This window comes from Shewanella inventionis (genome assembly GCF_014641855.1).
Lineage (GTDB): Bacteria > Pseudomonadota > Gammaproteobacteria > Enterobacterales > Shewanellaceae > Shewanella > Shewanella inventionis.
The window spans coordinates 122,389-138,725 of sequence record NZ_BMII01000003.1 but is presented as its reverse complement, the minus strand read 5'-3'; the positions used below and the strand labels follow the sequence as shown (position 1 = coordinate 138,725).

Here is a 16,337-nt window from a genome sequence, read left to right as displayed (position 1 = left end):
AAAATAACGATAATCATTAGAAAAACTAATCATAAAATGAGAGATTGATCACTATGTCTAGACGATTGCCTCCCTTAAATGCCATTAAAGCATTTGAGGCCGCAGCAAGGCATCTGAGCTTTACCCGCGCCGCAGAAGAGTTGTTCGTCACTCAAGCTGCCGTAAGTCATCAGATCAAAGCATTAGAAGATTTTTTAGGGCTAAAGCTGTTTAGGCGTAAGAATAGATCATTATTGTTAACAGAAGAGGGGCAAAGCTACTTTCTCGATATTAAAGATATTTTTATTGAGCTTGGTGAAGCCACTAATCGTTTACTTGCACGCAGTGCAGTTGGCTCGTTAACGGTGAGCATGTCGCCAAGTTTTGCTATTCAGTGGTTAGTGCCTCGTTTAGCAAAATTTAGCGAGAAAAACCCTGATATCGACGTACGCATTAAAGCCGTAGACAGCGACGCAAGTTCATTAACCGATGATGTCGATGTAGCGATTTACTACGGCCAAGGTAATTGGCCCGGTTTACGGGCTGATAAGCTGCGCAATGAAGTGTTGATCCCCGTTTGCTCTCCCTTATTACTCAACGGCCCTAAACCCTTGTCTCAGCCGAGCGATTTAAAATTTCATACCTTATTACATGATTCGAGCCGCCAGGATTGGCAGGCATGGTTTAGGCAATGTGGGGTAACAGACATTAATGTTAATCAAGGTCCCATTTTTAGTCATTCGTCATTAGTGTTGCAGGCAGCAGCTCACGGACAAGGTGTCGCTTTAGGATACAGTGTATTGGCAAGGCCAGACATTAAAGCAGGGCGGTTAGTTTGTCCGTTTTCTGAAGTGCTGGTGAGTAAAGATGCTTATTATTTGGTGTGCCAACAAAATCACTCTGAAATAGGTAAAATCTCCGCTTTTAGGGAATGGATGGTAGACATGTTTGCTGAGGAGTCACGCAGTGAGCTGCTTACCGGATAATCAAGATGCACTGGCGCAAGATTATATTCTCCAGGGCGATATTAGCGATACCTTAATTGTTTTTGCTCATGGTGCGGGTGCGAATATGCACCATGACTTTATGGTGAGTATGAGCAATAAGTTGGTCGATGCAGGCTTTCAAGTGTATCGATTTAATTTTTTGTACATGCAAGTCAATATGCAAGATGGCAAACGTCGCCCACCTGATCGTGCCTCTAAATTACTCAATCATTTTGAGCAGGTATTGATAGATGTTGGCGAAAAAATCGATCAAGGTTTGATTAACCCTAAACGCATTGTGTTGATGGGAAAATCAATGGGCGCCCGGATGTCGGCAATAATAACCAGTAATGAATATTGTTTTGTGTCATCTGTGGCAAAAAATATTGCATCAAAAATTAGCGCGGTTGTTTGTTTGGGGTATCCGTTTGTGCCCCTTAAAGGGGGCGAGCCGAGATTGTCGCCGATCCAGACTAACCCATTACCAATACTTATCGTTCAAGGTGAACGGGATAAGTTTGGCGGCCGTGAACAGGTTCATCATTGGACACTATCAGAAAAGACTCAATTGTGCTGGATGAATGATGGCGATCACAGCTTACAACCGAGAAAATCTTCAGGGCACACCTTAGAAGGTCATTTACAATTGGCTGTTTGCAGCATTAGTGATTTTATTAACACTCAAGATGTATGTTTTTTGCAAAAGGCTGAATAAATGAATAAGGGTATATTACTTATCGCAGCAATAAGCGGTTTTTTAGCTGTGTCGTTAGGGGCTTTTGCTGCCCACGGGCTTAAATCGATTGCCCCACCAGAGCTAGTGAGTATTTTTAAGCTTGGGGTCGACTATCAGTTTTATCATACCTTTGCCCTTATTGCGTTAGCCTTTTCTGGACAATGGATTAGCTCAAAACTACTGAGCTGGGCGGCCTACAGTTTTATCGCCGGGATGGTGTTGTTTTCAGGTTCGCTTTATTTGTATGCCTTTACGGGGGCGAAATGGATTGGACCTATCACGCCTTTAGGTGGTTTGTGTTTGCTAATGGGATGGTTGTTATTTGCAATAGCCATTTGGCAATCAAAAGCGCGCGGCTAAATTCTCCTTTCTTATGTTTTTTTGGTTATAATAGCGGGAATATTGTCTCGCTATTGTATGCGACCCTCCTTACGTTAAGGCTTCAAATGAAAAACCTATTCTTATTTTGTCGTTCAGGCTACGAAAAAGACTGTGCGGCAGAAATTCAACAACGTGCAGCAGAGCTTAATGTCGGTGGTTTTGTTAAAACCAATACCAACGATGCTTATGTGATTTATCAATGTTTTGAAGAAGACGGTGCCGACACCTTAGCCAAAGAGCTAGCATTAAGTTCGTTAATTTTTACTCGGCAAATGTTTGCTGCCAGTGAGTTATTGGTGGATTTGCCAGAGCAAGATCGGGTGAGTCCAATTGTTGCTGCATTATCTGAATTGTCTAAGTGTGGTGAATTACGAGTTGAAACACCTGACACCAACGAGTCAAAAGAACTGTCAGCTTTTTGCCGTAAATTTACGGTACCGCTGCGCCAAGGGTTAAAAAAGAGTGGCGCTTTGCTTGGTGCTGAAAACGACCGCCGTCCAATTATACATGTGTGTTTTATTGGACCTGGTAAAGCCTATGCGGGTTATTCGTTGAGTAACAATAGCTCACCTCACTTTATGGGTATTCCACGTTTAAAAATGGCCGCAGATGCACCGAGTCGTTCAAGTTTAAAACTTGATGAAGCTTTTGGGGTATTCTTAACTAAAGAAGAGCAAGAAACACGCTGCCGCAGTGGCTTAAACGCTGTCGATTTAGGCGCTTGCCCAGGTGGCTGGACATATCAGTTAGTGCGCCGCGGTATGATGGTAGCTGCAATTGATAATGGCCCGATGGATCCTAAATTAATGGAAACTGGGCAGGTTAAACATTATCGCGCCGATGGGTTTCGTTTTGAACCACCGCGTAAAAACATTTATTGGTTAGTGTGTGACATGGTAGAAAAACCAGCGCGCGTTGCCGAACTAATGGAAGCTTGGGCGATTAATGGTTGGTTTAAAGAAGCCATCTTTAACCTTAAATTACCGATGAAGAGCCGCTACAAAGAAGTGAGCACCATTTTAGAAACCATGACCACCATTTTAACTGAGAACGAAATCGACTTTAAAATGCAGTGTAAGCACCTGTATCACGACCGTGATGAAGTGACTGTACATTTGTGGTTATTTCCAGAAAAAGGCGTCAGTTACGCTTAATTATCCCAGTATTGATTAATATAAAAAGCCCGCTGATGTCACCATCAGCGGGCTTTTTGTTAAGCTCGAAAGCTTGTAAAAACCGTGTTTAACCTAAACGGTCAAGTACCGCCTGGGTGAAGTCGGTTGTGCCATGCGTGCCGCCTAAATCGCGAGTGGTGCGGTCGCCTTCTTCTATCACGGCTGAAACCGCATTGCGGATCATTTCAGCTTTGTCTGACATGCCTAAATATTCAAGCATTTGAATTGAGGCTAAAATAACGGATGTTGGGTTGGCAAGGTTTTTACCTGCAATGTCTGGGGCACTGCCGTGTACGGCTTCAAAAATAGCGGCATCACGACCAATGTTTGCACCTGGCGCCATGCCTAAACCGCCAACTAGACCTGCACATAAGTCTGATAAGATGTCACCAAATAAGTTGGTGGTTACGATTACGTCGAAGTTTTCAGGGTTCATGACTAATTTCATGCACGTTGCATCAACAATCATTTCTTCTGTGGTGATATCTGGGTAACGTTGGCTCACTTCACGTGCCACTTTCAAAAATAAACCTGAAGTTGATTTCATGATGTTGGCTTTATGAACAATGGTCACTTTTTTACGGTTTTCTTTACGCGCTAATTCGTAAGCAAACGTGGTAATTTGTTCAGCACCTAGACGCGTAATAATACTAGTTGCTTCTGCAGTTTGGCCATCATCAGACACTTTTTGGCCTAAGCCTGAGTACATACCTTCGGTGTTTTCACGAACGGTAATAATGTCGATATTTTCGTAGCGCGCTTGAGTGCCTTTAAATGAATTCACCGGGCGAACGTTTGCATAAAGGCTGAATTTTTTACGCAGGCTGACGTTAATCGAAGTAAAGCCTTCACCTACGGGTGTAGTTAATGGACCTTTTAAGGTAATACGGTTTTTTTCGATAAGGTCTAAGGTGCGTTGTGGTAATAATTCACCGTGTTTTTCTAGCGCTGTTAATCCTGCATCAGCGAATTCGTATTCAAAGTCACATCCTGCTTTGTCGAGGATTTTTAAGGCTGAATCGATAATGCTAGGTCCAATCCCATCTCCTGGGATTACGGTAATTGTACGTTTTGACATGAATAGTCCTTCCACGATTGTGGTTAGTGCAAGAGTTGAACCGCATTTTTGCTACGGTCAGACGACGATAAACCCCGTCGTTTTTCTGCGGCGCATTTTAACGACTTTTAATGTTTATTTACAGAAAATAGTGAAAGTTATCACATTATTTTCGATATTTTTAAGTCAATCCTAATCCGATTGTTTTACTATAAACCTTCGATAAGTTTGATTGAGCTAGCTTATTCTCTGAGGTTTTTTTATATAGACGACTTTGGTCGAATGAATATTGACCGAATGAGCATCAGCCTAACAGTGCAGCTTGCCTGCCTTTGAAACAACAGAACATCCATAATGATAATAATTAGAGGGAACTGTGAAAGTAATTAACCTAATACCACTGGCGTTGTGCCTGTCTTTTAGTGCATCTGCTGTTGAGCAAAGGGCATTAACTATTGATGACATTATGCAGTTTGAAACGCTGCAACAGCCTGTAATTTCAGATAATGGTAAAGTCATGGCTGTGCAAGCCAAGCCTGATCGCGGTAATAGCCGTGCATTGGTGCACTTTACAGATAACAGCAAACAATACCAAATTGACCATGGTAGCAATGTTAAAGTGAGTGCGGACGGCCGCTTTGTTGTTGCCGACATTGAAGCGCCTTTATTTAAACGCGAAACTGAAAAAAAAGATGACTTGCCTCATCAAGTAGTGTTGTTAGCCACACAGAGCGGCACGCAACAAGAGTTTGATAATGTTGAGTCGACTCGTTTTAGCGAAAATGGTGCATATTTACTGATTAAATATAAACCGATTAACGAGGATGAGGATGCCAAGGCGCCGTTAACGCAAACAGATAAAGCGTCAACTAAAGAAAAGACAAAAAATGATGTTGATGAAAAAGATGTTGGTACCGATGTATCGTTAATCAAACTGTCCACCAATGAGCAAATTACGCTAAACAATGTGACTCAATTTGCCTTTGACAAAGCAGGTAATTATTTAGCAGTACTGCAAAATCAGCCGCAGGCAGCAGTGCACCAACTGTCTTTAGTTAAACTCGATTCGCTCAACATTGAGACGCTATTTAATAGTGACAGTGAGCAACTTGAGTCATTAGCTATCAGTGCTGATGGACGTTTTGTGGCATTGACTAAAGGTGATGCATCGGTTGAGCGTTATGGGCGCGAACACACGCTGCTATTGTTAGATACCACGACTAAACAGTCGCAAACCTTCGGCCAAGATAATGGTTGGAGTTACAATCAATATTCAAGTTTGCAGTTTTCAAAAGATAACCAACGTTTATTTGTTGGCCGCGTTGCAAGTGTGGCTCAGCAAGCTCAGCTGCCAGCATTCAATGATGCTGCTGATGTGTTAAATCCTGAGATTATTACAGCTCAAAAACAATTACGAATTTGGCATGGTGACGATCCTAAAATTAAGCCACAGGAAGTGAAAGAGTACGCTGATGAATTAAAACGTACCTATCTTGCAGTGCTTCATTTGCAAAGCAACAAAATAGTCCAATTAGCTGATGAGCGCGTACCCGATGTAGCTTATGGCGAACAAAGCGATTATTTAGTGGCGAGTTCTGATGTGCCGTATCAAAAAATGATCACTTGGGCTGGTTTCTACCGTGATGTATATCTTGTTGATCTTAAAACGGGAAATAAGCAACACATTCTCACCCAGCAACCAAGTGATGCCATGCCAACCTTATCACCTAATGCTAAGTATTTAGCCTATTACAGGCATGGCGGGGTGTATTTATTCGATATCAAATCAGGGCGTAACGTTAATTTAACCCAAAAAATCAGTACTCCATTTGCTGATGAAGACCATGATTATCCTATTGAGGCCCCTGGATATGGTTTTGGGCCTTGGTTAGCTGATGATAGCGGACTCACTGTTTATGATAAATACGATATGTGGCAATTTGATACAAGATCACATAAAGGGTTGATGTTAACTGACGGCAAAGGGCGTAACACCGCCACTCAATTTAGAGTTGTTGGGTTAGCAAAAGAAAAGCGTTTACCTGCGGTGATTTCTGATGGCCAAGATATACTGCTGCAAGGTTATAGTCACCGCACGAAAGCTGATATTTTTTATCGCGCGACAGTAGGTAAAAAAGGCGTGACGGCGCTGACTAAAGGTGACAGCAAGCTGACGTTACTTGCCAGAGCAAAAGATGCTGACACTGTGCTGTTTTCTATGCAGCGTTATGACTTGTACCCAGATCTGTACAGCGCAGATATCGATAATGTGTCAAATGCTATTCAGTTAACTGAACTTGATGCACAGCGTAATGACTTTGCTTGGGGTAATGCTGAGCTGGTTCATTGGCGTGATGGTGATGGCGTTAAAATGGACGGTGTATTGATTAAACCTGCTAACTACCAAGCTGGTAAAACGTACCCCACCATGGTGTATTTTTATCGCTTTATGAGCGACAGATTGCATGCATTTCCAGATATGAAGCTTAATCATCGCCCTAATTTTGCTTGGTATGCTGATAATGGCTACGCCATATTTTTACCCGATATTCGTTTTGAGATAGGTTATCCGGGGATTTCGTCAGTAAAAGCATTAACGGCGGGCGTGCAAAAGATTATTGAGATGGGCGTGGCGGATCCAAATGCAGTTGGGATCCAGGGGCACTCTTGGGGTGGTTATCAAAGTGCTTATGCCGTGACACAAACCAATATATTTAAGGCCGTGGTAACTGGTGCGCCTGTGTCTAATATGACCAGTGCTTATAGCGGTATTCGTCATGGTTCAGGTTTGGCTCGTCAGTTTCAATACGAAACAGGCCAAAGCCGGATTGGGGCCAGTTTATTTGCTGCGCCACAAAAGTACGTTGAAAACTCACCTATTTTTTATGCTGATCGTATTCAAACTCCTATGATGATTATGTTTGGTGATAAAGATGATGCGGTGCCTTGGGAGCAAGGTGTTGAGCTGTATTTGGCTATGCGCCGTGCTGGTAAAGACGTGGTGTTTTTACAGTATCAAGATGAGCCTCATCACTTGAAAAAATACCCTAATAAGTTGGACTACAGTATTAAAATGAAACAATACTTTGACCATTATTTAAAAGGCGAGCCTGCACCACAATGGCTAACACAGGGTGAGGCCTATCAGGAGTATAAAAAAGCCGAATAAACAGCAGCGACAATGCGTTTTAAGGTGAATTGTTTAGGTTAACTCAGACTAATTCAGGTTAATGGCGGTTAGCTAAGTTTAAAAATTAAAGGCCTCGGTATCATTGATGCTGAGGCCTTTTTGTAACCGTTAAGCGCTTTACTCAGCGTGTTTTACCCTAAATTGTTTTAAGTTTACGTTGAGTGGAATGTCGGTTTGTAGTTGTGCCAGTTTATAGCTTATGCGCGCCATTTCTTTGCCTTGTGCAAGCTTTTGCGCCTGTTTAGCACCGAGGTTATCAAGTGAACGGTATAAGTTGGCTAATGTTCTGAACTTGTTGAGTAAGTCAGCGGCTGATTTAGGCCCAATACCGGCAATGCCTGGGATTTTGTTGCCACTGTCGCCCGCTAGTGCAATAAAATCGAGGAGTTGGTATTGCTCAACACCCAGTTTTTTCTCATATTGGTGAATATCGAATGTTTGTTGGTTAAAGTGATCCCACAATGTCAGGTTTTTACTTGGTAATTGGCTAAACCCTTTGTCAGTTGACACAATGACGACTTCACCTTGATTGTTAATCACTTTTGTGGCGATAGTGGCGATCACATCGTCTGCTTCTGATTGCGCATCAAAAGAATGAATGTCATTGGTTGCTAATGTGGCTTTAATTTGCGCCAGCCCCTCACTTAATGCCGGGGGCATAGGTTTACGGCCTTTTTTATAGTCTTGATACAGTACTTTGCGCCAAGAGGTCTGATTGCCATCCCACACTACGATAACGTGGGTTGGTTGATGCTGAAGTAACATTTTTTGTGACGCAGCTAGCGTGCGTTGCTGCACGCTTGTTATGTCGTTTTCGTCTGGCAGCGCCGCATGAATACGGCGAACTAGGTTTAATCCATCAATTATCAGCAGTTTATTCATTGTTTTTTATTATGTTGTAGCAGGGCACATATGCGCTACCTGGTAATTTCATCCGTTGTTGCTTAACAAATGCCGTTAACACTTTATCCATCATGTGCATCAATTGCTCATCGCCTTGGATGTTAAAAGGTCCATGTTGCTGGATAAGTTTAATGGTGTCACTTTTTACATTACCTGCAACTATGCCCGAAAATGCCTTACGTAAATTAGCGGCAAGTTCTGCTTTGTTATCCTGAAAGTATAAGTTTAAATTTGCCATAATTTCATGGGTTGGATCAAAGGGTAATTGAAATTCTGGTTCAATTTTGAGTGACCATTGGTACTGGTAGGCGTCACCTTTGTTTTTACGGTAACTTTTTACCTCACTCATGCCTTGTTTCATGATTTGGCCGACTTTTTCAGGATTGGCAATGACGATTTGATATTTACTTTGGGCCTGTTCACCAAGTGTTGCACCGATAAAGGCATCTATTTCAGTAAAGTACTCGGCACTTTCAGCTGGGCCGGTTAACACCAACGGGAACGGTGTGTGACTGTTGTCTTTATGAAGCAAAATACCTAATAAATACAGTAGCTCTTCTGCTGTACCTGCACCACCAGGGAAAATCACAATACCGTGGCCTATGCGAACAAACGCTTCTAGACGTTTTTCTATATCGGGTAAAATAACCAGCTCATTGACAATTTGATTGGGCGGCTCTGCGGCGATAATACTAGGCTCTGTTAAGCCAATGTATCGTGCATTTAAGACTCGTTGTTTTGCATGGCCTATGGTGGCGCCTTTCATGGGGCCCTCCATGGCTCCAGGGCCACAACCAGTGCAAATATCAACACCTCTAAGCCCTAACTGATAGCCAACATCTCGTGTGTATTGATACTCGACAGGATTAATACTGTGGCCGCCCCAACAAACGACAACATTGGGGTCTTTCATTGGTGAGATGGCCTGAGCATTGCGTAAAATATCAAACACAACATTGGTAATGTGATTAGCATTGGTAAAATCGATGTGCTTTAGGTTTTCATATTTATTACTGATGTAAATAATGTCTCTAAGTACCGCAAATAAGTGCTCTTGAATACCGACAATGATTTCACCATCGACAAAGGCCTGAGTTGGTGGATTGATGAGTTCGATTTGAATGCCACGCTCACGCTGAAGAATATTGATATTAAAAGACTCATAACGAGCAAATAATTCTTCGGAGCTATCGCTAATTAAGCCGGAGGCTAATACGGCCAGCGAGCAGTTTCGATAAAGCTGATAAAGGTCACTTTTTGCGCCTTGTCTTAGGCGTTCGACTTCTAATTGAGAAAGTTGATCTAGGCTACCGCGTGGGCTAATTTTTACTATCATAAGCAACTCCTTTGGACTCGAGTGTGTGATATCAAGTCCAAAAGCATTGCTTACGCAGTGGATTAGATATCAATAACGACTCGGTCTCTGCCGTTGTTTTTTGCTTGGTATAATGCTGCGTCGGCTCGTTCGAATGCCTCTTCGAGCGTCTCATTTTCCATTACTTGAGCAGCACCTATAGATAATGTAACTGTAATTCTCTGATTTTTAAACTTAAACGGAATATTTTTGATTTTTTCTCTTACACGATTAAGCATGAGTGAGATGTGCTCATCGGTAATGTCGGGCAAGAGTAAAACAAACTCTTCTCCACCATACCTTGCAACAAACTCGCTGTCTCGTAATGAGTTTTTAAGTGCCATTGCGATAACTTGTAATGTTTTATCACCGGTGCTGTGACCAAAATTATCGTTAATGGATTTAAAATGATCTATATCTGTTATGGCAATCCATAATGGTGTTTTATAGCGCATATGATTGCGATATTCTTGCTCCATTCTATCTTCTAGCGCTGTGCGGTTAGACAGTTGAGTTAATGGGTCTAGCAAGTTAAGTTTTTGGTGCTCAAATAGTTTTTCTTTGTAGGTATTGGCTTCGTTACTCATTGCGTTTAGCTCTTTGCGCATTGAGTCAATGGACTTACGAAGGATTGCCTGCTCGCGTTGTTCAAGTGCTTCTTTGCGAGAGAGTGCATCTCGAAGCGAAGATAATTGCACCGTAAGTTGAGTTTTAAGTTCTGTAATATTATCGATATCGACCACTATGGCGTCAGCATTATTGACGCGCAGGTTTATCTCTTTGTTTAATTGGCCTTTTAATTGTTCGCTGCGTTGGCTGTTATTGTAGGTGTTGTTCACAACATCTCTAACAATAGTGAGTGCATCATTTAACGCAAATAAAAAGTCTTGTGAGGCGGTTTTTTCTCGGGCGATATTGTCGAGCAGTAAACTCAAAATAGTTTGGTAGGCCTCAAGTAAACCATCAACATTAATGTCACCTAACAATACTTCTTTGATGACGAGTATTTGATCTCGTTGATCTTTTCTGAACTCAACTTCAGCAATTTTTGCCGCTAATTCTCTGGCCAATTGTATGTGTTGAGGCAAGATATCGTAATGATCGGCACCTGAAATTTCTTGTTTTAAAATTTCTTCATAAAAAAAGATAAGTTTTTCAACCTTAGGAATGTATTCCCAAACGGTATGAAAAGGTTTGCCCAGATCTTGTTTAAAGTAGGTGATTTCTTTTTTGAGTTTGTCTGGTGCTGAATTAATGCGCTGTATTTGACGAATTACTCTTGTTAGGCCTAATCGGCTGTCTTCAAGGCGGCTCATGGTGTGGCTATATTGCGCTTTTAGTAAACGTTCAATATCGATTAATTCTGGCAATGCGTCATCAATTTGCTCAAAGTTATGCATATGATGACGTAACTTAGCTAATTTGTTGTCGAGTTCGATATTTTGGCCTTTGCAAGCAAGGCTTAAGTGGCTAATAAATTGGATCAGCGTTTTTAATTTGTCGTTACGATCTGTGGTTATTTCATCCAGAGCAAGCTTCGCCGCATGAAGCTTTTGCTTCATTAAGGTTATTTGCGAAATTGCGGTATCTGACTCTTTCATTATTGCATTGCCTACTATTATTTTGATAGCTATTCACTATCTCGTGCCATAACCAAGTGGTAAGGATGAACTCGTAACCTGTTTAGTATAGTGATGTTATCGCATTAATGTTGTTCAACAAATCGAATTGCGATGAAAGTCGAATATTTCAGTCATAACTGCTAGTTTATTCATCAATTAGCATTTTGGCCAATTGATATCTAAGGTATTACGATTACTCTCCGCACGAATAATGCCTCTATTTAATGCTTGAGTCAGGTTTAAATATAACGGCGGCATAAAAATAGCTGCGGGTGCAAAATTAAGTGGCCTTAATGACACATAATTGGGTTTTTCGTTAATGCCGATTGCCGCCGCTAATGCGTACTGTAATGTTTCAAAATGCAACTGAGCACTGATATTAACATCTGGATTAGCCAATAGCGGTAGGTTGATGTGGCCAATGCTAGCCTGGTGGGCATCGTGTAAATTGGCAAAATGTGGAATAGCTGTTTTTATTGTCTTTAATTTTTCAAGACATTTTACTACTGCATCATAAATATATTCAGCGTCATGCTGTTGATTAAAATAACAGGCAAACAAACCCGAGCGGATTATAAAGACTTCTGTATCTAAATTTTGGCTCATTTGTGTTGTCAGCTGTTGCATCAAGGTTTGAGCTTCGGTGAGGCCCAGCTGTATATCAATATTGTTAAGCTCATTGATGTTAATCAATGCCAGTGTTTTAGGCTGTGTCGGATCCATTGACTCTAATGTTTCAATAAACGCTCTGTATCCTGGCGTTTGGCTGATGGGCTCGATACGATTTAAGGCCGTTGACTCAAGGTGTAATTTTTTCTTTAAGACTAATTTACGCCAAATGAATATGATAATGGCTAGCGTAAACGCGAGCATTAGCCCCAATAAAATCATCACCAATTGATTATGTTTGTTTTTACTAACTTGTTGTTCGAGTTTGTTATTGACAAGTGTTAATTCAAATTTGAGCTTTTGTTGAGTGAATTCAGAATAATTATCTGATTCTTTTGGGGTATCTTCGTTGTCTTTTGTTAGTGCAATGATCGCATCAACACTATTAATTGCCGCGTTGAGGTCATTGGTTTTTCGGTAAGCGGTAGACAAATAACCCAGAGTTTCAATTTCTATGTCTGTTTGTTTAAGTTTTTTAGCAAGCTCTAAGGTTTTGTTGGCGTGATCTATGGTTTCCGCCCATTTACCTTGCTCTAGATAAATTTTGGTAAAGAGTAATTCATTATGAACCAGATAATGGTGGGTTTTTAATGAGCGAAAAATCTCGTTTGCCCCTTGTAATGCATTGAGCGCAGAAGGAATGTTGTTCAGTTTTGAATAGATCCCCCCCAGATTATGAAAATTGATACCAACGGCAATAATGTTGCCTACACGCTCGTTAACTTGTTGTGCATTTAAATAATAATCAACGGCTTTGTTCCAATTTTCTTGCCCTTCGTACACCATAGCTATCACGTTTAAGGTTTCTGCTAGGTAGGTGTCTAATCCTAATTCCTGCTGGATTTCGGCCGCTTCATGGGCATATTTTAACGCGTCATCCCATTGTTCTAAGTCACGATATGTGCGGGCAAGGTTTATCAGTGTTTGTGATTTTAATTGAGGATAATGAATACTGTTTGCTAATCTAAATGCTTCACTAAAATGCTGTAATGATTTGGCTTTATCACCATTGCGATTATAGTATTTACCCAGCGCGGTTTCGGCTTCTGCAATAAAATAGTCATTGTGCAATTGGTAAGCAATTTCTCGATAACGATTGAAGTGAGATAATGCTGGCGCACTTTGCAGCAACATCATATTAAGGCCACCTAGGTGTTCGTGGAGAATGTATTTGAACAAGGTTGCCTGGGGGCTCATGTCAGTATTGATTCTGTTTAATGCATCCATATATTGAGCAACAATTGGTTGATACTCTTTATTTTCACGTCCTCTTAACCTGGCTTTTAGCATAGTCACCATGGCTTGATCAAAAGCCGTATTGGCAATTAAATCAAGTTGCTCGATTAGCAATTTTGCATCTTCATATTTTGTTGTGGACGATAAATTGGTTTCAAGGTTGACTCGTGCGAGTACTTCTAAGTCTCGTTGTAATTCAACCGGTTCAAAACCTAGGTCGTTGGCGACTTGGATAAATTCTTCTTTACTGGTGAAATGCAGTGGAAACTCTGTCGATTTTGAGAGTTTAACTAACAGTTTGCCTGGGTCTTCTTTAAATTCAATTTCTTGTTGTTGAAGATCTTTTGCGGCAACGGCAACGCTGATAAATAATGAGATGATCATGATAAGTTGAGCGAGTCGCAGCATAGCAATTAAACCTTTTAATGTGTTTCTTAAATTAACGCTGTTCGGGCGGTAACGGTATACAAATCCCATTTTGTTTATCGACTCTCTAATGCTTTTTGTAATGAGTCGTTAATGGGCACTTTGTAAATAAGCGTAGCTTGTTATAATTGTTCGTAATTTAAAATAAAAACAACTCGAATCATACCAGAAGGAACCTAGAGTGAAACCTACTAATCTTGCCTTTTTAATTTCAAGCGCCTTTTTTTCAATGTGTTTTTCGACTCAGTTGATGGCTGATGTTGATTACCATATTGATATCAATCAGCCTGTTCATCATTTAGCGCAAGTTAGCGTTTCATTTCCTAAAACAGAGGCTACACAATTTAAGGTCAACCTCCCTGTGTGGCGAACAGGACGATATCAAGTACTCCCCGTTGCGGATGGTGTTAGGTTGTTTGAGGCCACTGACGCTAAAGGGCGGGCATTACCCTGGGAGCGAACAGCCAGTGGCGAGTGGACAATCAGTTTAACTGAACCAACCGCTGTTAACGTGACATATCAGCTACATGCTAATCAATTAGCTGATCGTTTGCGCCATATTGATGACAGCCATGCCTATTTAGATGCCAGTGGTGTGTTTATGTACAGCCCAGAATTTCGCCAACAACCTATTTCAGTCGATATGAAAGTGCCTAATGGCTGGAAGAGTTTTTCTGGTATGGAAAAAGGCCGTCATCCTCATTCATTTATTGCAGCCAACTATGATGTATTGCTTGATTCGCCAATCGAGACAGGCATTAATCAACATTTTAGTTTTGACGCTGATGGACGTGAGTACGAGGTCGTTTTTTGGGGCGAGGGTAATTACGATACGGAGCAAATTTTAATAGATTTGCGCAAAATTAGTGGCCAGGCGTCAATGATTTGGGATGATTATCCATTTGAACGGTATGTCTATATGGTGCATGCCACAAGCGGCGCCACAGGTGCTACCGAGCACCTTAATTCTACCGTGATTCAGTTACCAAGGTTTAATTTTAGGGAACGAAAAGATTATTTACGCTTTATTAGCACGGCCTCGCATGAGTTTATTCATACATGGAATGTAAAGTCTTATCGTCCACAAGGGTTAGTTCCTTATGATTATCAGTCTGAAAACATGAGTGATTTACTGTGGGTTGCTGAAGGCTCGACAAGTTATTTTCAAAATCAGTTGTTACTTCGAGCTGGTGTGATTACTCCAAAAGAGTTTTTTGAAGATTTAAGCCAACGTATTGTGCTCAATCAAGATAATCCCGGTCGAGACACGCAATCGGTCGCTGAAGCAAGTTTAGGCCAGTGGAGCAGCACCTGGGGGGATTATGCAATTAACCACAGTGTAAATATTTATTCTGAGGGCTACCTTGCATCAATGGCATTAGATTTTAGCGTGATCAAAGACAGCGATTTACGTCATTCTTATCGGGATGTGCATAAGGCTTTATATCAGAATTTTAAAATTCCAATGGGTTATAATGTCGCCGACGTACAACAGATTTTAACGACCCTCACAGGGAAAGATTATCAAGCTTGGTGGCAGGAGTTTGTGGAGCAACCTGTTCGTGTAGACTTTGATAACTTATTGGCTCAAGCCGGTTTGGTCACAACTTATGGTGACAAACCCAAAATCCAGGTTGAAACGGGTATGGGATTATCTGGTTTGCATGCCGATTTAGTGCTTGCGACGGTGGCTAAGAACAGCCCAGCATGGAACGCGGGGATAACGGCTGGTGATGAGTTAGTTGCTGTCAATGGTTTGAAAATAACCGCTGATGCTTTTGCTAAACGCTTTGATGACTTTACCCCAGGAGATAAGATTTCGGTAACCGTTTTTAGTAATGATCGCTTAAAAGAAGTGACTATGGTGTTAGGCGAGCAGCCCAAAGGAACATTAGCCATTAAGCCACTAGAGCAGGTGACTGGCAAACAAAAAGCCTTTTTTAAATCATGGCTTGGTATTGATTGGCCATTTGATGACGACGGCGAGTGGTTAACAATTAACGAAGACGTTTAACTTTAAAAAAGCCCTGAAATATCAGGGCTTTTTGTTATTTTGATTAAGCGGGTGGGGCCGTTTCAACAAAAAATGGTTCGTGTTCTAGTGCCGCTAAAAACAATTTCAATTTTGGATAACGGTCTATATTGATGCGTTGGCGAAATACAGCCCAACTTAAGTAACATGCTAAACGCAGTTGAACATCATTAAAGGGTCCATGTAATGGCAAGTTGAGTTGCTCTAACTCGACTAAAATGGATTCAACACGTTGTGCCTGCCTAAGAGTGTAATCAAAGCGTTCAATGTCGACACCATCGCGAGCCAAGAAAAATAAATTAATGGTGCTATCTAGCGCGGTATTGATCATGCAATATTGATCAAACTCAACCGCGCTGTCGATAAAAGGTTTGGCGGATTTTTGACGAATATAACGTAATATGGCACTAGAATCGGTAAGTGTTAGCTCGCCATCTTGTAAAAACGGTACCCGTTTTGTGGGCGACATTGTGGCACTTGCAGCTTGATCGGTTTCGATAAATTCATAATCTAGTGTCGATTCTAATAACGCAATACGACAATGGCGAACAAAAGGTGAGGTATAACTTCCGTATAGTTTCATATTATGTC

12 protein-coding genes are annotated in these 16,337 nt (G+C 41.3%); 6 read left to right on the top strand and 6 right to left on the bottom strand.

Annotated features, from left to right (window positions below):
• Window positions 1-53 precede the first annotated feature (53 nt).
• The 4 genes from IEW93_RS02875 (at window position 54) to rlmM (ending at window position 3,236) form a co-directional block, all read left to right on the top strand.
• A complete protein-coding gene (locus IEW93_RS02875; protein ID WP_188736731.1) occupies window positions 54-965 on the top strand; it encodes a transcriptional regulator GcvA in 912 nt (303 codons plus the stop codon).
• Window positions 946-1,680 carry an alpha/beta family hydrolase gene (locus IEW93_RS02870; protein ID WP_188736728.1) on the top strand — a complete coding sequence of 245 codons (735 nt, stop codon included), beginning with the start codon at window positions 946-948 and terminating at the stop codon, window positions 1,678-1,680. The genes IEW93_RS02875 and IEW93_RS02870 overlap by 20 nt, the downstream gene beginning before the upstream one ends.
• On the top strand, window positions 1,681-2,061 hold the full coding sequence (locus IEW93_RS02865) for a DUF423 domain-containing protein (protein ID WP_188736726.1): 381 nt from the start codon (window positions 1,681-1,683) through the stop codon (window positions 2,059-2,061).
• 86 nt (window positions 2,062-2,147) lie between these two features.
• Complete coding sequence (rlmM, locus tag IEW93_RS02860) at window positions 2,148-3,236, top strand: 23S rRNA (cytidine(2498)-2'-O)-methyltransferase RlmM (protein WP_188736724.1); 1,089 nt, start codon at window positions 2,148-2,150, stop codon at window positions 3,234-3,236.
• A gap of 88 nt (window positions 3,237-3,324) precedes the next feature.
• On the opposite strand, the gene IEW93_RS02855 is transcribed toward rlmM, so the two are convergent.
• Complete coding sequence (locus tag IEW93_RS02855; protein ID WP_188736722.1) at window positions 3,325-4,335, bottom strand: isocitrate dehydrogenase; 1,011 nt, start codon at window positions 4,333-4,335, stop codon at window positions 3,325-3,327.
• A 355-nt stretch (window positions 4,336-4,690) separates the two neighbouring features.
• On the opposite strand from IEW93_RS02855, the gene IEW93_RS02850 reads away from it, so the two are divergent.
• Window positions 4,691-7,483, top strand: a complete 2,793-nt coding sequence (locus IEW93_RS02850; protein ID WP_188736720.1) for a S9 family peptidase — start codon at window positions 4,691-4,693, stop codon at window positions 7,481-7,483.
• Window positions 7,484-7,621: 138 nt separating this feature from the next.
• Here IEW93_RS02850 and xni read toward each other — a convergent pair whose 3' ends face one another.
• The 4 genes from xni to IEW93_RS02830 form a co-directional block, all read right to left on the bottom strand.
• The gene (gene xni, locus IEW93_RS02845; RefSeq protein WP_188736718.1) at window positions 7,622-8,386 is read right to left on the bottom strand and encodes a flap endonuclease Xni; all 765 of its coding nucleotides are present in this window, start codon (window positions 8,384-8,386) and stop codon (window positions 7,622-7,624) included.
• Window positions 8,379-9,743, bottom strand: coding sequence for a nucleotide 5'-monophosphate nucleosidase PpnN (ppnN, locus tag IEW93_RS02840; protein WP_188736715.1), 1,365 nt, complete (start codon window positions 9,741-9,743; stop codon window positions 8,379-8,381). The genes xni and ppnN overlap by 8 nt, the downstream gene beginning before the upstream one ends.
• A 62-nt stretch (window positions 9,744-9,805) precedes the next feature.
• A complete protein-coding gene (locus IEW93_RS02835; protein ID WP_188736713.1) occupies window positions 9,806-11,362 on the bottom strand; it encodes a sensor domain-containing diguanylate cyclase in 1,557 nt (518 codons plus the stop codon).
• A gap of 177 nt (window positions 11,363-11,539) precedes the next feature.
• Entirely contained in the window at window positions 11,540-13,696 is a 2,157-nt protein-coding gene (locus tag IEW93_RS02830) for a tetratricopeptide repeat protein (RefSeq protein WP_188736710.1), read from the bottom strand.
• Window positions 13,697-13,895: 199 nt separating this feature from the next.
• Between IEW93_RS02830 and IEW93_RS02825 the strand changes: the two genes are divergently transcribed.
• Window positions 13,896-15,728 (top strand): M61 family metallopeptidase, encoded by a 1,833-nt coding sequence (locus tag IEW93_RS02825; protein ID WP_188736708.1) that lies wholly within the window; start codon window positions 13,896-13,898, stop codon window positions 15,726-15,728.
• Window positions 15,729-15,771: 43 nt separating this feature from the next.
• On the opposite strand, the gene IEW93_RS02820 is transcribed toward IEW93_RS02825, so the two are convergent.
• On the bottom strand, window positions 15,772-16,329 hold the full coding sequence (locus IEW93_RS02820) for a glutathione S-transferase family protein (RefSeq protein WP_188736706.1): 558 nt from the start codon (window positions 16,327-16,329) through the stop codon (window positions 15,772-15,774).
• Between the last annotated feature and the right edge of the window lie 8 nt (window positions 16,330-16,337).